Origin of the sequence: Flavobacterium sp. (assembly GCF_041392005.1) — a bacterium.
GTDB lineage: Bacteria > Bacteroidota > Bacteroidia > Flavobacteriales > Flavobacteriaceae > Flavobacterium.
Genome location: NZ_JAWKMX010000002.1, coordinates 172620 through 189714 on the forward strand (window position 1 = coordinate 172620; position 17095 = coordinate 189714).

General features: G+C 31.6%; 21 protein-coding genes and 2 tRNA genes. 18 read left to right on the forward strand and 5 right to left on the reverse strand.

What is annotated here, in order from left to right:
• The first annotated feature begins 156 nt into the window (after positions 1 to 156).
• The 8 genes from R2808_RS02355 (at position 157) to R2808_RS02390 (ending at position 3488) form a co-directional block, all read left to right on the forward strand.
• Positions 157 to 402, forward strand: a complete 246-nt coding sequence (locus R2808_RS02355; RefSeq protein ID WP_371269328.1) for a helix-turn-helix domain-containing protein — start codon at positions 157 to 159, stop codon at positions 400 to 402.
• Between the two features lie 67 nt (positions 403 to 469).
• Complete coding sequence (locus tag R2808_RS02360; RefSeq protein WP_371269329.1) at positions 470 to 643, forward strand: CHC2 zinc finger domain-containing protein; 174 nt, start codon at positions 470 to 472, stop codon at positions 641 to 643.
• 9 nt (positions 644 to 652) lie between these two features.
• On the forward strand, positions 653 to 865 hold the full coding sequence (locus tag R2808_RS02365) for a hypothetical protein (protein WP_371269330.1): 213 nt from the start codon (positions 653 to 655) through the stop codon (positions 863 to 865).
• Between the two features lie 99 nt (positions 866 to 964).
• On the forward strand, positions 965 to 1147 hold the full coding sequence (locus tag R2808_RS02370) for a hypothetical protein (RefSeq protein ID WP_371269331.1): 183 nt from the start codon (positions 965 to 967) through the stop codon (positions 1145 to 1147).
• Positions 1148 to 1379: 232 nt separating this feature from the next.
• Positions 1380 to 1637 (forward strand): hypothetical protein, encoded by a 258-nt coding sequence (locus tag R2808_RS02375; protein WP_371269332.1) that lies wholly within the window; start codon positions 1380 to 1382, stop codon positions 1635 to 1637.
• Between the two features lie 116 nt (positions 1638 to 1753).
• The gene (locus tag R2808_RS02380; RefSeq protein WP_371269381.1) at positions 1754 to 2596 is read left to right on the forward strand and encodes a VapE domain-containing protein; all 843 of its coding nucleotides are present in this window, start codon (positions 1754 to 1756) and stop codon (positions 2594 to 2596) included.
• Between the two features lie 296 nt (positions 2597 to 2892).
• On the forward strand, positions 2893 to 3297 hold the full coding sequence (locus R2808_RS02385; RefSeq protein WP_371269333.1) for a hypothetical protein: 405 nt from the start codon (positions 2893 to 2895) through the stop codon (positions 3295 to 3297).
• Positions 3298 to 3341: 44 nt separating this feature from the next.
• On the forward strand, positions 3342 to 3488 hold the full coding sequence (locus R2808_RS02390; RefSeq protein WP_371269334.1) for a hypothetical protein: 147 nt from the start codon (positions 3342 to 3344) through the stop codon (positions 3486 to 3488).
• Positions 3489 to 3569: 81 nt separating this feature from the next.
• Here the strand turns inward: R2808_RS02390 and R2808_RS02395 are convergent.
• Positions 3570 to 3649, reverse strand: a tRNA-Leu gene (locus R2808_RS02395).
• A gap of 149 nt (positions 3650 to 3798) precedes the next feature.
• Between R2808_RS02395 and R2808_RS02400 the strand changes: the two genes are divergently transcribed.
• The 4 genes from R2808_RS02400 (at position 3799) to R2808_RS02415 (ending at position 6760) form a co-directional block, all read left to right on the forward strand.
• Positions 3799 to 4740 carry a ribose-phosphate pyrophosphokinase gene (locus R2808_RS02400; RefSeq protein ID WP_371269335.1) on the forward strand — a complete coding sequence of 314 codons (942 nt, stop codon included), beginning with the start codon at positions 3799 to 3801 and terminating at the stop codon, positions 4738 to 4740.
• A gap of 31 nt (positions 4741 to 4771) precedes the next feature.
• On the forward strand, positions 4772 to 5377 hold the full coding sequence (locus tag R2808_RS02405) for a 50S ribosomal protein L25/general stress protein Ctc (protein WP_371269336.1): 606 nt from the start codon (positions 4772 to 4774) through the stop codon (positions 5375 to 5377).
• A 170-nt stretch (positions 5378 to 5547) separates the two neighbouring features.
• Positions 5548 to 6159: an aminoacyl-tRNA hydrolase gene (gene pth / locus R2808_RS02410; protein ID WP_371269337.1), complete on the forward strand. Its 612-nt coding sequence runs from the start codon at positions 5548 to 5550 to the stop codon at positions 6157 to 6159.
• Between the two features lie 70 nt (positions 6160 to 6229).
• On the forward strand, positions 6230 to 6760 hold the full coding sequence (locus tag R2808_RS02415) for a hypothetical protein (protein WP_371269338.1): 531 nt from the start codon (positions 6230 to 6232) through the stop codon (positions 6758 to 6760).
• 62 nt (positions 6761 to 6822) lie between these two features.
• Here R2808_RS02415 and R2808_RS02420 read toward each other — a convergent pair whose 3' ends face one another.
• Positions 6823 to 9531, reverse strand: coding sequence for a reprolysin-like metallopeptidase (locus R2808_RS02420; protein WP_371269339.1), 2709 nt, complete (start codon positions 9529 to 9531; stop codon positions 6823 to 6825).
• 274 nt (positions 9532 to 9805) lie between these two features.
• Here R2808_RS02420 and R2808_RS02425 point away from each other — a divergent pair, with 274 nt between their 5' ends.
• The 3 genes from R2808_RS02425 to R2808_RS02435 all read left to right on the forward strand — a co-directional run bounded on the left by R2808_RS02425 (position 9806) and on the right by R2808_RS02435 (position 13806).
• Positions 9806 to 11875, forward strand: a complete 2070-nt coding sequence (locus tag R2808_RS02425; RefSeq protein ID WP_371269340.1) for a T9SS type A sorting domain-containing protein — start codon at positions 9806 to 9808, stop codon at positions 11873 to 11875.
• A gap of 83 nt (positions 11876 to 11958) precedes the next feature.
• On the forward strand, positions 11959 to 12888 hold the full coding sequence (locus tag R2808_RS02430) for a bifunctional riboflavin kinase/FAD synthetase (protein WP_371269341.1): 930 nt from the start codon (positions 11959 to 11961) through the stop codon (positions 12886 to 12888).
• Between the two features lie 48 nt (positions 12889 to 12936).
• Positions 12937 to 13806: a cupin-like domain-containing protein gene (locus R2808_RS02435; protein WP_371269342.1), complete on the forward strand. Its 870-nt coding sequence runs from the start codon at positions 12937 to 12939 to the stop codon at positions 13804 to 13806.
• Here R2808_RS02435 and R2808_RS02440 read toward each other — a convergent pair.
• On the reverse strand, positions 13803 to 15008 hold the full coding sequence (locus tag R2808_RS02440) for an ABC transporter permease (RefSeq protein WP_371269343.1): 1206 nt from the start codon (positions 15006 to 15008) through the stop codon (positions 13803 to 13805). The genes R2808_RS02435 and R2808_RS02440 overlap by 4 nt on opposite strands.
• Before the next feature lies 1 nt (position 15009).
• Entirely contained in the window at positions 15010 to 15402 is a 393-nt protein-coding gene (rbfA, locus tag R2808_RS02445) for a 30S ribosome-binding factor RbfA (RefSeq protein ID WP_371269344.1), read from the reverse strand.
• 149 nt (positions 15403 to 15551) lie between these two features.
• Here rbfA and mce point away from each other — a divergent pair, with 149 nt between their 5' ends.
• The 3 genes from mce (at position 15552) to R2808_RS02460 (ending at position 16494) form a co-directional block, all read left to right on the forward strand.
• The gene (gene mce / locus R2808_RS02450) at positions 15552 to 15953 is read left to right on the forward strand and encodes a methylmalonyl-CoA epimerase (RefSeq protein WP_371269345.1); all 402 of its coding nucleotides are present in this window, start codon (positions 15552 to 15554) and stop codon (positions 15951 to 15953) included.
• A gap of 48 nt (positions 15954 to 16001) precedes the next feature.
• Positions 16002 to 16075 (forward strand) — tRNA-Ile (locus R2808_RS02455).
• A gap of 203 nt (positions 16076 to 16278) precedes the next feature.
• Positions 16279 to 16494, forward strand: a complete 216-nt coding sequence (locus tag R2808_RS02460) for a hypothetical protein (RefSeq protein ID WP_371269346.1) — start codon at positions 16279 to 16281, stop codon at positions 16492 to 16494.
• Here the strand turns inward: R2808_RS02460 and R2808_RS02465 are convergent.
• Positions 16491 to 17090: a riboflavin synthase gene (locus R2808_RS02465; protein ID WP_371269347.1), complete on the reverse strand. Its 600-nt coding sequence runs from the start codon at positions 17088 to 17090 to the stop codon at positions 16491 to 16493. The two genes, R2808_RS02460 and R2808_RS02465, sit on opposite strands and share 4 nt — an antisense overlap.
• Positions 17091 to 17095: the final 5 nt, after the last annotated feature.

A 17095-nucleotide genomic window follows, 5' to 3' on the forward strand; every position in this document is an offset into this window, starting at 1 on the left:
AGCAGATTAACCCACCTTAAGTTTGTCATATCAATTCAAAAAACGAATAGTTATGACAAAACAAATTCTTTCAAATCGAAAACGTACTTCAGCACAAGAATTTAAAAACGAAATTCTAAAAGGAATAAATGAAGCTTTCAAAAAGTTGCAAAAGAGTTGCAACAAAATGACAAAGATAAATTATTAAGTAGGGAAGAAACTGCAAAACTTCTCTCTGTTAGTTTAGTAACCTTATGGGATTGGACTAAAAAAGACATCATTCCTGCTTACAGGATAGGTTATAAGGTTAGATACAAAAAAGGCGAGGTTCTACAAGCCTTAAAAAAAATGAATAATTTTAATAAATCACTGAAACCAATTGCAATGACCGTTGCAATTGGCTATAATTTTCTACTATTATGATAAAGAGTAACTTAAACAAAGATACACTTTAAATTATATTTCGCCTATTGAAATAACTTTAAAAGCATTGAAATTAAATGATTTACCTAAAAGTAACATATCAAGTCCTTTTACTGAAGATAAAAATCCCTCATTCCAAGTTTTTAAAAACGGTAGTTTCAAATGTTATAGTTCCGAAAAAAGTGGAGATTGCTTTCAACTTGTTGCAGAACTTAACAGTTTAGACTGTAAAAAGATTTAATAAGAACTTTTGAAATTTGTTGCAACAGAAAACAATTTATGGTTGCAATTAGGCGTTGAAACAAGTAAAACCCTTGTAAAACCTAATAAAAGCGTAGTAAAGAAAGGTTCAAAACAAATTGCAACAACAAGTACAATAGAACCACAACAATTCAAATTTAACAGCATTAAAAAAATAAATTTGAAGAAAAAGACATTTGCTTTTTGGGAAAATATGGTGTAACTATTGAAACTTTAAAAAAATATAAGGTTTCAGCCAGCCAATCATATTCCTTTTTTAGTGAGCGAAAAAATAAAGATTGCATATTTAACTTTAAAGTAAATGAAATTGCTTTTTTGTTATGAGGTAAATGGACGGAATGAGATTTATATTCCAAAACAGAAAGAAAGAAATAAATTTGGACAAAACGGGTTAATTCAAGATGATATTTTTGGGTTGCAACAATTAAATAAAAAGGTTGAAAATATTATTATTTGTGCAGGAAAAAAGATGCTTTGGTTTTAAATGCAAACGGGTTTAGTGCAGTTTCTTTTAGAAGCGAGAATCAACATTTAAAGAAAGAACTATAGAAACGTTGCAACAAACATTGTAGCGAACTATTTATTTGCTAACAGATAACGATAACGCTGGTTTAAGTGCAGTAAAAAGAATAATTGAACAATACCCTCAAATAAAATAGTTGTAACTACCCGAAAACATAAATGATATTGCGGATTTTATGTTTTGAAAAGGTAAAATGATTGTCGAGTTTTTTAAGCAGAAAACAAATAAAAATATTATTGTAGAAACCGCAAAACACGAAGAAAAAGAAACTACAACTATTTTTCATATTGTTGAAGACTATTTAGATGAAAATTATGATTTAAGATTTAACACAATATCTTTAGAAGTTGAAATAACAGAAAAAAACAAAAATGATTGGCAACCTTGCAACGAAAATTTTATGGTTAGAATTACAAAAGAAAAGCATAAAAGTACCTTTAAATTCAATTAATTGCAATATTAAAAAGTAATATAATAGAAAAGTTTAACCCAATATTAAGCTATTTTCAAAACCTTAAAGAATGGGATAAAGAAACTGATTATATTACCAAATTTACAGAGTATCTTATTTTAGATGAAAAGGAAGATCGAGAGCAATTGCAATACCATTTTAAAAAATGGTGTGTTCGTGTTGTCAAGTGTTCAATAATTGAAGACTATTTTAATAAACAAGCATTTGTTTTGACAGATGAGGGAGATGGACAAAATATAGGTAAAAGCTCTTGGTGTAGATTTCTTTGTCCTAAAGAACTCGATAATTACCTTGCTGAAGATATAGGGAATGATAAAGATTCGAGAATTTTACTTTGTAAAAATTTTTTAATTAATCTTGATGAATTAGCCGTTTTATCCAGAAAAGAAATAAATCAGTTGAAATCTTACTTTAGTAAAGATAAGATTAACGAAAGATTACCATACGATAGAAAAAATTCAATAATACCACGAGTTGCAAGTTTTATAGGCTCAACTAATATGAGTACTTTTTTGCAAGACGAAACAGGGTCTGTTCGATGGCTTTGCTTTGTTGTAAAAAAAATTGACTGGAGTTATAAATTAGATTTTAATATTGATAATCTCTGGTCTCAAGCTTATTGTTTATCTAAAGATAAAACGTTTGATGAAACTATGAATTTTGAAGACATTAAAAAGAATGAAGAGAGAAATGATAAATTTCAAATAACAACACCAGAAAAAGATTTCTTGAATAAGTTTTTTGAAGTTGCAACAAAAATAGAAGAATCGGAATTTTTAAACTCTTCGGACGTTTTAAATTATATAAAACTCCACATTTCTTCAGGAATTAGTCTAAATCATATCGCTATGGGAAAAGCTTTGAAATCCTCCGGACATAAAAGAGTAAAAAATAATGGGCTTTATGGCTATTGGGTAAAAAAGAAACCAATTATATAAAATAATTACCTATCTTACCCAAAACGGTCTTTTGTGCTGATTTTATTAGTTTATTAAAGGGTAACTTATTAATTATTTATCTTACCCTATCTTACCTTATTCTACCCTCACAAAATCGGGTAAGATGGGTAACTTGGGTAAGATAGAAAAATTTTTGTTAAGTACTTATTTTACTGGGTTTGGGTAGAAAGGTAAGATAAATTCAAATTTTTAAACTTTTTATTTTTTCTGTCTAAAATCTTTCGTGTTGCAACTTTGTTACATCATAAACAAATAGAAAAACAGAGTTAAAAAAAGTGGAATTTGAAAAAAGCTCTGGGCGTAAAATTGCTTATGGCGAAGCTATGTATTCTGAAAAAGCCGCGGTTATTTCAAAATTAAAACAGATTATTGAAAATTCTACTTATAATAATTTTGGCGATAGAAAAGAAACTGACCCAAAAGAAATTATAGGGTATTTTAATTTTAAATCTAAACTTGTAATTGATGGCGTAAAAAGGCACGTTCGTATTTCTCTAGCAATTTACAACGATAGAAAAACAAAGCTGAAAAACATTGAAGTTGGAAAAATAGAAAATGAAAAAAGCGGCTGTAGCACGATAGGCGGACAAAAACCAAACCTACAAGACGAAGTGCGTAAGCCACTTTTGAATAACAAAATTACAAAAACCAAATCAAAAACTATTCTTTTTATTTTTTAATTTCTAAAAAATAAGATAGTTTTAAACAGTTTAAAAAATCACTTATGAAATCAGAGAAAAAATTTTCAATAGAAAAAATAAAAATAGAGAATGAGATACTTGAAGAAAAAATAATTAAATTAAAGAGAGAGAATTTTAAGTTGAAAATTGAAGTTATCAATATGAAATTTAAAAAGTCTAATTTATTATAATTTTTTCGGCAAAAAATCGGCAAAAATTTAAAAATAAAACCCCTAACTTATTGACTAACAACATATTAGAGGTTTTTTAAGTACCGCGGGTGGGAATCGAACCCACACTCCGAAGAACACGAGTTTGAGTCGTGCGCGTCTACCAATTCCGCCACCGCGGCAAGAATTTTGTAAGTGCAAATGTATATATTTTTTATAAAAACGAAAGCAAAATAGTTTAAAAATTGCTTTCAGAGTTAAATTTTATTTCTAAATTTGCACCTCATTTACAGCAACACAACACTAACTAACTACTAAACAATAAATTAATATGTCACAACACGAACAAGAAGCAAAAATTTTTGCATGTTCAAGCAGTGTATATTTAGCGGAAAAAATAGCCGAAAGCTATGGCGTTCCACTAGGTAAAATTACGTTCTCAAAATATAGTGATGGCGAGTTTCAACCCTCATTCGAAGAATCAATACGCGGATTGCGAGTGTTTTTAGTTTGCTCTACGTTTCCTTCTTCCGATAATTTAATGGAACTACTGTTAATGATTGATGCTGCAAAAAGAGCTTCTGCTCGGCACATTACAGCAGTTATTCCTTATTTTGGCTGGGCAAGGCAAGATCGAAAAGACAAACCTCGTGTACCCATAGGAGCAAAATTAGTAGCCAAATTGCTAGAAACAGCAGGCGCAACAAGAATAATGACCATGGATTTACATGCAGACCAAATTCAAGGATTTTTCGAAAAACCAGTTGATCACCTTTTCGCTTCTACCATTTTTCTGCCGTATGTAAAAAGTTTAAATCTAGAAAATTTAACCATAGCATCGCCAGATATGGGAGGTTCTAAAAGAGCTTATGCGTATTCTAAATTTTTAGAATCCGATGTGGTTATTTGTTACAAGCAACGCAAAAAAGCAAATGTTATAGATAAAATGGAACTAATAGGCGATGTAACAGGAAGACACGTAGTGCTTGTAGATGATATGATTGACACTGGTGGAACATTAACAAAAGCTGCCGATGTAATGATGGAAAAAGGAGCATTAAGTGTTAGAGCTATTTGTACACATCCTATTTTATCGGGAAATGCGTATGAAAAAATAGAAAACTCGCAATTAGTAGAATTAATCGTTACCGATTCTATTCCGTTAAAGAAAGAATCAAATAAAATAAAAGTAGTTACGTGCGCTAATCTTTTTGCAGAAGTAATGCACATGGTACAAAACAACAATTCCATAAGCGGAAAATTTTTAATGTAAATTTTTATTTATTAATTATATATTTTAGACAATGAAGTCAATTACAGTTAAAGGACAAAAAAGAGAAAGCGTTGGCAAAAAAGCAACAAAAGCCGTTCGCGATGCTGGATTCGTTCCTTGCGTTATTTACGGAGGAAAACAACCAGTACATTTTTCAGCAGATGAAAGAGCATTTAAAAACTTGGTATATACTCCAAATGCGCATACTGTTGAAGTAGAACTAGAAGGAGGCGAAAAAGTAGCTTGTATTTTACAAGACATTCAATTTCACCCTGTTTCAGATAAAATTTTACATATCGATTTTTATCAATTAAGTGGCGATAAAGAAGTTATTATGGAAGTTCCTGTAAAAGTTGTAGGAAAATCGCCAGGTGTTATGGCAGGTGGTGTATTGCGTTTAAACCAACGTCGTTTAAAGGTAAAAGCATTACCAAAAGATTTGCCAGATTTTGTAGAGGCAGACATTACACCGCTTCAAATGGGTAATAAATTATATGTAACAAAAATTGCTACAAATAATTTTAAGTTAATGCACCCAGATAACACTGTAGTTTGCCAAGTAAGAATTTCTCGTGCCGCAATGAAAGCAGCGCAAGAAGCAGCAAAAGCAGAAAAAGGAGCAGCAAAGAAAAAATAATTTTTGCAAAAAAACTTTTCATAAAGCACCTTTCGGGGTGCTTTTTTTATGTACAAAACAAATCGAATGGCTTATTTGCAAACCATTTTCCTGCTTTTCGCGCTACACGGTAGCTCGCTTCAATCAGGGTTAAAAACCGAAATGTCATCATTTTTAGATACATTTGTACCATGAAATGGTTAACACATATCTTTAAATCAAAACCTAAAACACCTGTGAAAAAATTTTTAATAGTAGGACTTGGCAACATTGGAAGCGAATATGTAAACACACGCCATAACATTGGTTTTAAAATAGTAAATTTTTTAGCTAACCAAGAAAACACCGAATTTAAAACGGCAAAACTTGGCGATATTGCCGAACTAAAAATAAAAGGACGCACCGTTTTTTTGTTAAAACCAAATACCTATATGAATTTAAGCGGTAAAGCAGTTAAATACTGGATGGAAAAAGAAAACATCGAAAAAGAAAACATTCTTGTTATTACTGACGATTTAAATTTATCCTTTGGCACAATTCGCATAAAAGCAAAAGGAAGCGATGGCGGCCATAACGGTTTAAAAAGTGTTCAACAATTACTTAACACAACCGAATATCCGCGATTTCGTTTCGGTATAAGCGACGATTTTAAGAAAGGACGACAAGTAGATTATGTGCTTGGCGAATGGACCGAAGAAGAAAAAGAAAAACTAAAAGAACGATTATCAGTTTCAGTAGAAGCAATAAAATCTTTTGTATTGGCAGGTTTAAACAATACTATGAATGCCTTTAATGGTAAATAGTTACCTAAACAAAAATAATTATTTTCGGTACGCTTATTGCATTTTAAAACTAACCAATAAACAAGTTATTATGAAAACATTATTACCAATAGTTATTCTTTTTTCAGTTTTTTCGTGTAAAACCATAGAAGATACATCAAATGTGAACTCACAAAGCAAAGAAATGACCGTTAAAAAACTACAAAAATGCCCAGACGACGGCGATTGTAAAATTGAAGTTTATAAAAATAAAAGTTTACTAATAAAAAAAGACGGTATTGGTAAAATGTATTATGAATTGGTCGATGCAACCACAACATCTGTCGTCTATTTTGAATATTCTAGAAGAATGCCAGAAGATTTGCAAGACGCTTCATACCGCGAGGAAGTAGTATTTGAAATAGACAATAAAAAAGCTACAGCAAATTTAATAAATACAGAATTAAAACAAGTCAAAATGTTTTTCGGTAAGCATTGTTTTTGTCGCAGCGAAGCGGGCTATTACAATGTTAATAATGGGAATTTACAATATAATTATACTAATGAAAATTTAGAATTTACGTTAAATTTTAAAGTACCCGAAGTTTCTTCTCAAGCTATCAATACTATAATTTATAATTAATCATAAACATAAAAAAAGGGGTTTCCAATTGGAAACCCCTTTTTTATGTAAAATAGTAAAAATTACTCTACAACAACTTTTTTAGTAATTTTTCTAGAACCATCTTCAATGGTTACTAAATAAATTCCAGTTTGTGCATCGGCTAAGCTAATTTGTTCACTAACTAAGCCCGAAGCTTTTAAATTTTTAGATAAAATTAATCGGCCTCTTAAATCGTGTACGTTTATAGAAACATCATTTGTATTAGCTGTTAATTTAATATTAAACACGCCATTATTAGGATTAGGATAAATTACAAAGTCATTTGTTTCGAAAGTTTCGCTAGTTAATACTGGCACAACTTCTGAACGACATAATTGAATTGTGAATGTATTTAAAACGCCACCAGAACCATCAACAACAACATCTTTAGTGTATATTCTCCAATCACCAGCACTATTCTGACCAATTGCTCCCGTAAAATTACCTGTTGAATATGGCAAGAAAGGACTGCCACCAACAGTTGAACAATCAGGTGTTGCCCCTGCTAAATCAAACCATTTATCCATATTTGCATTTGTACAAGCAGTTTGATTATACCAAACACCAGTGTTTAAACCTGTTGACCAAGGAAACCAAAATAATATATTTACTTGTCCAATGTTTGGATGAGTTACATCAGCATAGGTTTTTATATCTGTAATTGTATATGAATCAGTTATAGGTAATGCAATCCCAGGATAATTTCCATCGGAACTTTCGGTAAGTGCATAATTCAAATTAAATTCATAATCTTCACAAATGTTTTGCGTTTGGTAAGTATAGTTTCCAATAGCAATATTTTTAGTGTTTACACTAAAGAAAATATTTTCAGAAGCTTTTACCATAATTCTACAGTAAGGTGCAGTTATAGAAGGAACTGTAATAGCTTGAGAACCATCATTAGGAGTATTTGCTAAGAGAACATTCCAAGTTTCACCATTATCAATAGTATATAAAATATCTACATTTGTTCCTCCAACACTTGCATTAGTATTGTTAACTGCCCAAGTAATTGTTTCTGTACTACCTGGAGCCCAAACAATACCATCAGTATTTTGCGACGTTACAGATAAAGGTCCTTTTGAAGCATCAATGGTTACAGTCATATTAGCTCTTGCTGTTTGTCCGCCTGTAGGCATTTGATTATCTCTAACCGTTAAAGCAAAATTTAAAGTTCTTGTAACCGTTGGTGTTACTTCCCAAGTTGTCGTTGTTAAATTTCCCGTAAACAAATCTGAAAGTTTAGGAAAATACCTTGTTGGATTTGGTGTAGGGTTAAACGATCTGTAATTAGGGCCTGAAGTTTGTGTGGCTGTTGGTTCATTTATTCCAGAAGCAGCATTTGTTTGTTCCCAACAATAGGTTAACGAAGCACCTGCGTCAGCATCTGTTGCGTTTCCTGTTAATGCAAAAGCAGTTCCTTTTGGAATTGTATAATTAGAAAGAGCCGAAATAATAGGCGTATTATTGTTGTTGTTTGTTTGAGGCGCACAATTACCAGAACCAATCATAACGGCATTCATACTTGCGATACTTACAGCATGAAAATAGGGGTCTGAATTAGATTGTACATTGCTGGTACAAATTCCAGCATACGCCATAATAGTGCTTCCGCTACCAGGTTCAACAGCGTTTGCAGCACTTCCATTACCTGTGCAAGAACCGCCTGTTCCACTAAAAGTATGAGGTCCACCAAATTGATGTCCCATTTCATGGGCTACATAATCAACATCATACGGGTCGCCAACTGGCGCAGGAGAACCTGTAATACCTCTTGCTTTTTGCGAATTATTACAAACAACACCTAAACCCGCTAAGCCACCGCCACCTGTACTAACAGTATGCCCTATATCGTAATTTGAAGAACCAATAGTCGAATTAATTACAGATTGACTTTGATTAATTAAAGTACCTGCATTATCATTATCAAAACTATCAGAATTTACAAAAATAATAGCATCGTTATTACCAACTAAATTCATACGTAACGACATGTCTGTTTCGTAAATACCATTAACACGTGTCATAGTTACATTCATAGCCGAGAGTACAGCTGCTTTCTTTTGGGCTAAGGTTGCAAATGTACCTAAACCAGCTGCAGTTATATGATAAGCAGCATATTCTATAGTACACGCCATTGCTAATCGATATTGTCTAAATTTACCATCTGTAGCAAAGGCTTTGCTTTCTGCTACAAGTTTATTAACTCGTGCTATTTCCTCTGGGTCATCTTCAAAATGACAAGCAAAAGTACGTACAGAACTAATGTTTTTTCTGTTGTAAACAATATAGTTGTTTAGATCTTTTGTGTAAGTGTCAATATAAAATGTATCGCCACCAGACAAAGACATTACGTGTAAACCAAATAAGGTAACGCTAAATCGTAATCTAGAAGCAGGATTGTCAATACCTATTGCAACGTACGATTTAATGTCTGGAAATTTATCAGCAAGTTCTTTTTCCATTATTGGTGCTTCAAAAATTTTGTATTTTGACAAAGTTCCATTAGCACTTGGAAAATCAACAATTAAATTTGAAGAAGCCTCTGTTTCCATAGGAGCTGCTAACAATAATTGCTTAAATTCGTTAAAATTCATTTGAAATAAAGCATATTTAGAAGGAAATACATCTCTATCCATTTTTTCAAGGCTGGCGACTCTTTCTTTAGAAACTTTAGTCCAAATACTTTTTTGAGAAAATAAATTCAAACTAAAAAAAGTTAGAATTACTAAAAGTAAAGTTTTTTTCATTTTTATTACTAATTTGTTGTTTAATAAACGAAGATATTAAAATATTTTTGATTGTACGTTTAAAAAGCTATAAAATCTATATTGAAAATCAAATAAACGGCAATAAATCTTACAAAAATAAGAGAGAATAACTATAAAAAAGCAAGTAGAACAAACAATATTTAACTGTAAAAGCAAATAAATAGCACAAAAAACAAATATTAAAATAAAATATAATTTTTAAATACTAGTTTTTTACTTAAATTGCACTACCAAATATAAAGAGTATAAAAATATGAAAAAAATTACATTATTGTGTTTTGTTTTAAGCAGTTTTCTGTTTTTAAATGCACAAACCAAAACCTCACCTAAAGTTTTTGGAAAAGAAATTAGACCAGAATCGGTAACTCCTAGTGGTCACATTAGATGTATTTCAACAGAATACGAAGAATACCTTCAAAGTATAGATTCTAAACGGTTAAATAACCAAGAGTTTGAAGAGTGGTTAGCACCGCTTATTGAAGAGTACAAACAACAACAAGCAACAAGTTCACAATCTGGAGGAATTATTTATATTCCTGTTGTAGTACACGTTATTCATAACGGCGATGCTTATGGTGCTAATGAAAATATAACCGACGAGCAGGTACAGTCTCAAATTACGGTTATGACACAAGATTTTAGAAGAATGGCGGGCACACCAGGTTTTAATTCAAACCCAGTAGGTGCCGATACTACAATTGAATTTGTTTTGGCTAAAGTTGATCCTAACGGAAACCCAACTAACGGTATTAACCGTGTAAATTTATGCGAAGCATCGTGGTCAACAGACGATGTAGATGCAATCGTAAAACCTGCTACTATTTGGGATCCTACCCAATATATGAACATGTGGTCGGTTAATTTCTCTGATGGATCATTATTAGGTTATGCGCAATTTCCTAGTAATTCAGGGTTAAGTGGTTTAAATACAAATGGTGGTGCAGCAAACACAGATGGTGTGGTAGCCGGCTATAGTTTTTTTGGTAGCTCTAGTTTGGCTTCAGGAAACTTTCAACCTCCTTTTGATAAAGGAAGAACAATGACACACGAGGTAGGTCACTTTTTAGGATTACGACACATATGGGGAGATGGTGGTTGTACTGTTGACGATTTTTGTAACGATACACCTGTAGCAGGTGCTGCAAATTTTGGGTGTCCTACAGGAACAAATAGTTGTACCGGAATAACTTATCCAGGCAATGATATGATTGAAAATTATATGGACTATACAGACGATACTTGTATGAACATTTTTACAAACGATCAAAAAACAAGAATTTTAACCGTAATGAATAATTCTCCTAGAAGAAGTTCATTAAAAACATCTACAAAAGATTTACCAATAGCTTTATTTGCAAATGATGCTGAGGTAATTATTGAAAATAGTTGTTCAAATGTTGTGCCAACTTGTGCAAATCCTAATCCAGCAGGTTCAAATAAAATTGTTTCGCTTTATAACAGAGGTACATCAACTTTAACAGCTGCTGTTATAAGCTATAATATGGATGGAGGAACACCTTACACTTATAACTATAGTGGTAGTTTAGCACCTAATAAATTTGCTTATATTACTTTGCCAAACACAGGTGTAAATGGTACTTTAAATACTTCTATAACAAGTGTAAACGGTACTGCAGATCAACGAGCATCAAATAATACAGCTTCTAAAACGTTTGGTTCTACAGGAAGTAACACTATTCCTAACCATCCTTATACAGTATTTACTTTTGATTTAATTGGAGACCCTTGGGGAACTGAAACTACTTGGACGCTTAAAAACTCTAGTAATGTAACTCTATATTCTGGTGGGCCTTATACAGATTTAGGAACTGCGGGAACTCAAAACTTAGTTACTAATCAAACTTGGAATTTACCTGTTGATTGTTATACTTTTACCATAAACGATTCGTATGGAGATGGTTTAAGTGGTAGTACAACAGGAGGTGTTCCTAATGGTGATGCAGGTAGTTGGACTATAAAAACAAATAGTGGTGCAATTACAGTAGGAACCGGAGGAGGAAACTTTGGATACTCTCAGGTTTTCTCTTTTGAAAATACAGCTTTAAGCAACAGTAATTTTGCATTAGATGCAGTTTCACTTTATCCAAACCCTACAGCCGACGTATTAAATGTTATTATGCCAACACGGTTAGGTGATACTGTTGCCTATGAAATATATAATAATTTAGGACAAACGGTAAAAGCGAACAGAGCTAGCCAAAATGAGTTTACAATTAACACTTCCGATTTAAATTCGGGTGTATATTTTATTAAACTACAAACAGAAGTAGGTTCTAAAACATTTAGATTCATCAAGAAATAATCATCTTTATAAATAAACAATAAAAAGGGAATCAATTTTTGATTCCCTTTTTTAATATCTTTACATTTGCAAAAAAATATCGTTTGAAAATTTATAAAAACCTACTAGACTATTCTGCAACAAAAAAAAGTGTACTTACAATAGGCACTTTCGATGGTGTGCATTTAGGACATCAAGAAGTATTAAAAAAGGTTGTAAAACAAGCAAAAGAGCTTAATTACGAAAGTGTTTTGCTAACTTTTTTTCCGCACCCGCGAATGGTTTTGCAAAAAGATTACGATATAAAATTACTTAATACTATTGAAGAAAAAGCACAACTTTTAGCAAAAACAGGACTTCAAAATTTAATAGTTCACCCGTTCAATTTAGAATTTTCTCGATTATCTGCCGAAGAATTTGTAAGAGATATTTTAGTTCAAAAATTAAACATTGGCAAAATTATTATTGGCTACGACCATAGATTTGGTCGAAATAGAACAGCTAATATTAACGATTTAATAAATTTTGGCAACGAATATGGTTTTGAAGTACAACAAATTTCTGCCGAAGAAATTAACCAAACGCCAGTAAGTTCAACCAAAATAAGAAATGCGCTTTTAGAAGGAAATATTACAGAGGCTAATTGTTTCTTAGGCTATCCTTATTTTATTTCGGGAAAAGTGGTTCACGGCAAAAAACTAGGACGAACATTAAGTTTTCCTACTGCAAACATTAATGTAGAAGAAAAACACAAACTTATTCCTAAAAATGGCGTTTATGTAATAAAAGCAAAAGTTAAGAATAATGAATATAACGGAATGATGAGCATTGGAACCAACCCAACAGTGCCTAACGACGTGTTTACTATTGAAGCGCATTTATTTAATTTTAACGAAGATATTTATAATAAAGAAATTACGATACAGTTTCTTAAACGAATTAGAAACGAACAAAAATTTTCTTCTATTACAGCATTACAATGCCAACTTGAAAAAGACAAAGAATTTTCGCTAGATTTTTTTAAAACAAAATAACTTGTTTTACGAACTCTTTGTAAATTTGTATCAATTATTTAAGTTATTATGGCGTTAAACTTAAAACCAATAGAAAGAGTTACTACTATTTCTAAAGAAGATTTTTACAACAATTACGTAAAAAAACAAAAACCAGTAGTGGTCGAAAAACTTACCGAAGACTGGCCTGCCTATACCAAATGGCATCTTAATTATATTAAAGAAGTTGCGGGAAACAAAACGGTTCCTTTATACGACGATCGACCTGTTTCGTATAAAGATAGTTTTAACGAAGCACACGCTACTATGAAAATGGCAGATTATATCGATTTGCTACAATCGACAGCTTCTACAAATTATCGTATATTTTTATACAATTTAATGAAAGAAGTGCCACAACTTCAACACGATTTTAAGTGGCCAAAAATAGGGTTACGTTTAGTTAAACAATTACCAATGTTATTTTTTGGCGGAAAAAATTCGAAAGTTTTTATGCACTTCGATATCGACTATTCTAATATTTTACATTTTCATTTTCATGGCGAAAAACAGTGTGTTTTATTCGAACCTAATCAAACAAAATATTTATACAAAGTTCCACATTCGTTAATAAGCAGAGAAGACATAGATTTTGACAATCCCGATTTTCGAAAATTTCCAGCACTACAAAAAGCACAAGGATTGGTTTGTAATTTAAAGCACGGAGAAATGTTATATATGCCAGAAGGATACTGGCACTATATGAAATATACTACACCAGGTTTTTCTATGAGTTTACGTGCTTTTCCAAGAAAATTAAGCAACCTAGCAAATGCTTTTTATAATGTTTTTATAATGCGCCATTACGACAATTTTATGCGCAAACGCAAAGGACAAGCTTGGATAGATTACAAAAATGAAAAAGCTATTACAAATACCAATAAAAACCTATACCGCTAATTAAGTTTAAGTAAATTTTTGTTTACACGTGCACTTGCTAGTAACGAAGCCAAATAACCTAAAAAAAGAATAGTAACAAAAACAATAATAATATTAATTAACTTAAATGTTACAGGATATGGCAGTGTTTCAGATATCATTAAAAAAGAATACTGTTCTTGCAAAGCAATAAGTACTATGCCAATAAATAAACCCACAATTCCGCCAAAAAAAGTAAGCAATAATCCTTGATATAAAAATACTTTTCTAATAGCATTTATAGGAGTTCCAAGGCTATGTAAAGTTCGCAGGTTTGCTTTTTTGTCAATAATCATCATAATAATAGCGCCAATTAAATTAAAAAGGGCAATTATAATAACCAAAGTAAAAATTAAATAAACCGCAATATTTTCAGTATTTAGCATTTTGTATAACGAATCGTTTTGCTGTATTCTATTTTTTACAACAACAGTATCGTTAAAAATTAAACCCAATTTTTTTCGCAACTCATTCTCATTAGTATTTGGCTTTACATTTAGTTCAATGCTACTGTATTGGTTTTCTTTGTACTGCAATAATTGTTGTGCTAAACTTAAATCGCAATACACATATTTAGCATCAATATCTTCACTAATAGTGTATATTCCAACAGGATTAAGCGTGGTAATTAAAAACGCATCATCAATACTTTCAATTGTACCTTTTCCTGCTTTTGGTGAATATGCTTTTAATACATTCGCAAAATCAAACAAGCCTAAACCTAGTTTTCGGCTTATTTCAGAACCCACAACCACTTCGTTACTGCCAGCACTAAGCCAATTACCAGCATATAAATGGTTGTTTATGTTGCTAATTTTTGTAAACAAACTATCTACACCTTTTATATAAGCAACTTGTTCTTTGTCGTTATAAAAAAACAAAACACGTTCTTCAACCGCTTTGCTATAATTGGTAACATCAGCAAGATTATGTAGTGCATCAATTTGGTCTGGTGTTAAAGTAATCGATTTTCCTAGTTTCGATTCAATTTTATAATCAGCATCGGTTGCCTTAACAAAACTTAAACTTAAATCTTTTAAACCACTAAAAACCGAAAGCACAATAAATAATGCCGCCGCGCCAGCAATAATACCTAACGATGCTATAATGGTAATACTATTAATAGCCGATGTTTTGCTAAAACTAACAGCATATCGTTTGGCTATGTAAAAAGAGAAATTCAAATTACGATTTTTTTCTACGTGCTAAAAGTTCTGGGTTTTCTACAGGATTTTCGTTTCCGGCTAAAGCCGAGTCAATTTTTTCAATATAATCTAAACTATCATCAATATAAAAAACCAAATCGGGTACTTTTCGTAACTGATGTTTTACGCGTTGCGCCAATTCGTGCTTAACAAGTGGACTGTTCGATTTTATAGCCGCTAAAATTTCAGCTCCTTTTTCCGATGGAAAAACACTTAAAAAAACCTTGGCAATCGATAAATCGGAAGTAACATTTACTTTCGACACCGAAATAATAAGATTGTTTATGGCATTTTTACGAATTTCGCCTTGCAAAATATCCACTAAATCGTTCTGAAGCAATTGGCCTATTTTTTTTTGTCTATTTGTTTCCATACTGCAAAAATACACATTATTAACATACGCAGAATAGTTTTTTAAAAGCGAAACTTTGTTTTACCTTTGCGGTTCATTATCCCGCTGTTCGCATTACATGGTAATTGCTACCATCGGGGCTAGTTTGCAAATCATAAACCTTTTGTAGTATGAATAAGATAGAACACATTGGTATAGCGGTTAAAAGCTTAAAAGAATCTAATCTTCTTTTTGAAAAATTATTAGGACAACCACCCTACAAAGAAGAAGAAGTAAAAAGCGAAGGTGTTAAAACCTCTTTTTTTAAAAACGGGCCAAACAAAATAGAACTTCTAGAAGCTACAACTGCAAATAGTGCAATTGCAAAATTTATAGAAAAAAAAGGCGAAGGCATTCATCATATAGCTTTTGATGTAATCGATATAGAAACAGAAATTAAAAGACTACAAAAAGAAGGTTTTGTGGTTTTAAACGAAAAACCTAAAAAAGGAGCTGATAATAAGTTAGTTGCCTTTTTACACCCTAAAAGCACAAACGGAGTTTTAATAGAATTGTGTCAAGAAATAGAATAAAAATTTGTTTCAAAAAAAAAATAGTAGTAATATTGCAAGCTCAAAACTGGTCCTATAGCTCAGTTGGTTAGAGCACCTGACTCATAATCAGGTGGTCCCTGGTTCGAGCCCAGGTGGGACCACAAAAAGCAAGTAATTTAAATTACTTGCTTTTTTGTTATGAAATTGTCAGAAAAACATCATGTAATTTTTAATTGTTGTAGATTTTTTTAATAATAAGCTACTTTTTTAGATTTAAACATTGCATTAAATAAAAATATTTATATTTTCGTACCCAATAAAAGTATTTTTTATAAATTTACTTTAATAAAAAGGTAAGTGGCTTATGAAATTAACTTTAGTCAATTTGATTTATCAAATAACATTTTTAAAACCAAACGGAGTTTTGCCAACTGTGCAAACGCCACCAACTCCGCCACCACCAACTCCGCCACCAGGTGCTCCTATTGACGGTGGCTTGTTTATGCTGTTTTTTGTAGCTATTTTATTTGGAGTTTTTGTGTTATATAAGTACAATACAAAGAAAAAACAAGTTATTTAACGGGTATTTTTTTGTAATTCGTAAATTCTTCTTACATATTTTCCTACAACATCAAACTCTAAGTTTACAGTTGTTCCTATTTTAAATGTTTTAAAATTTGTGTTTTCGTAAGTATAAGGAATTATTGCTACACTAAATTCGTTATGTTTAGAATTCACAACCGTTAAACTGGTTCCATTTACTGTAATTGAACCTTTTTCTATAGTAATGTTGTTTAAGCTAGGGTCGTATTCAAAAGTAAAAATCCAACTGCCATTTGCATTCTCTATGTTTACACAAGTTGCGGTTTGATCTACATGTCCTTGAACAATATGGCCGTCTAAGCGAGAGTTTATTTTCATAGCTCTTTCAATATTAATTATATCACCCACTTTCCACTTGCCAATTGTTGTTTTGTTAATGGTTTCTTGTATTGCAGTAACCGTGTAATTGGTGTTATCTATTGCTATTACCGTCAAGCATATGCCGTTATGAGCTACGCTTTGGTCAATTTTTAACTCATTTGTTATGCTAGTTTCTACAGTAATATGTAAATTGTCTTTTTCCTTTTTTAAAAAGGTAACGGTTCCTAAAGTTTCAATTATTCCAGTAAACATAATTT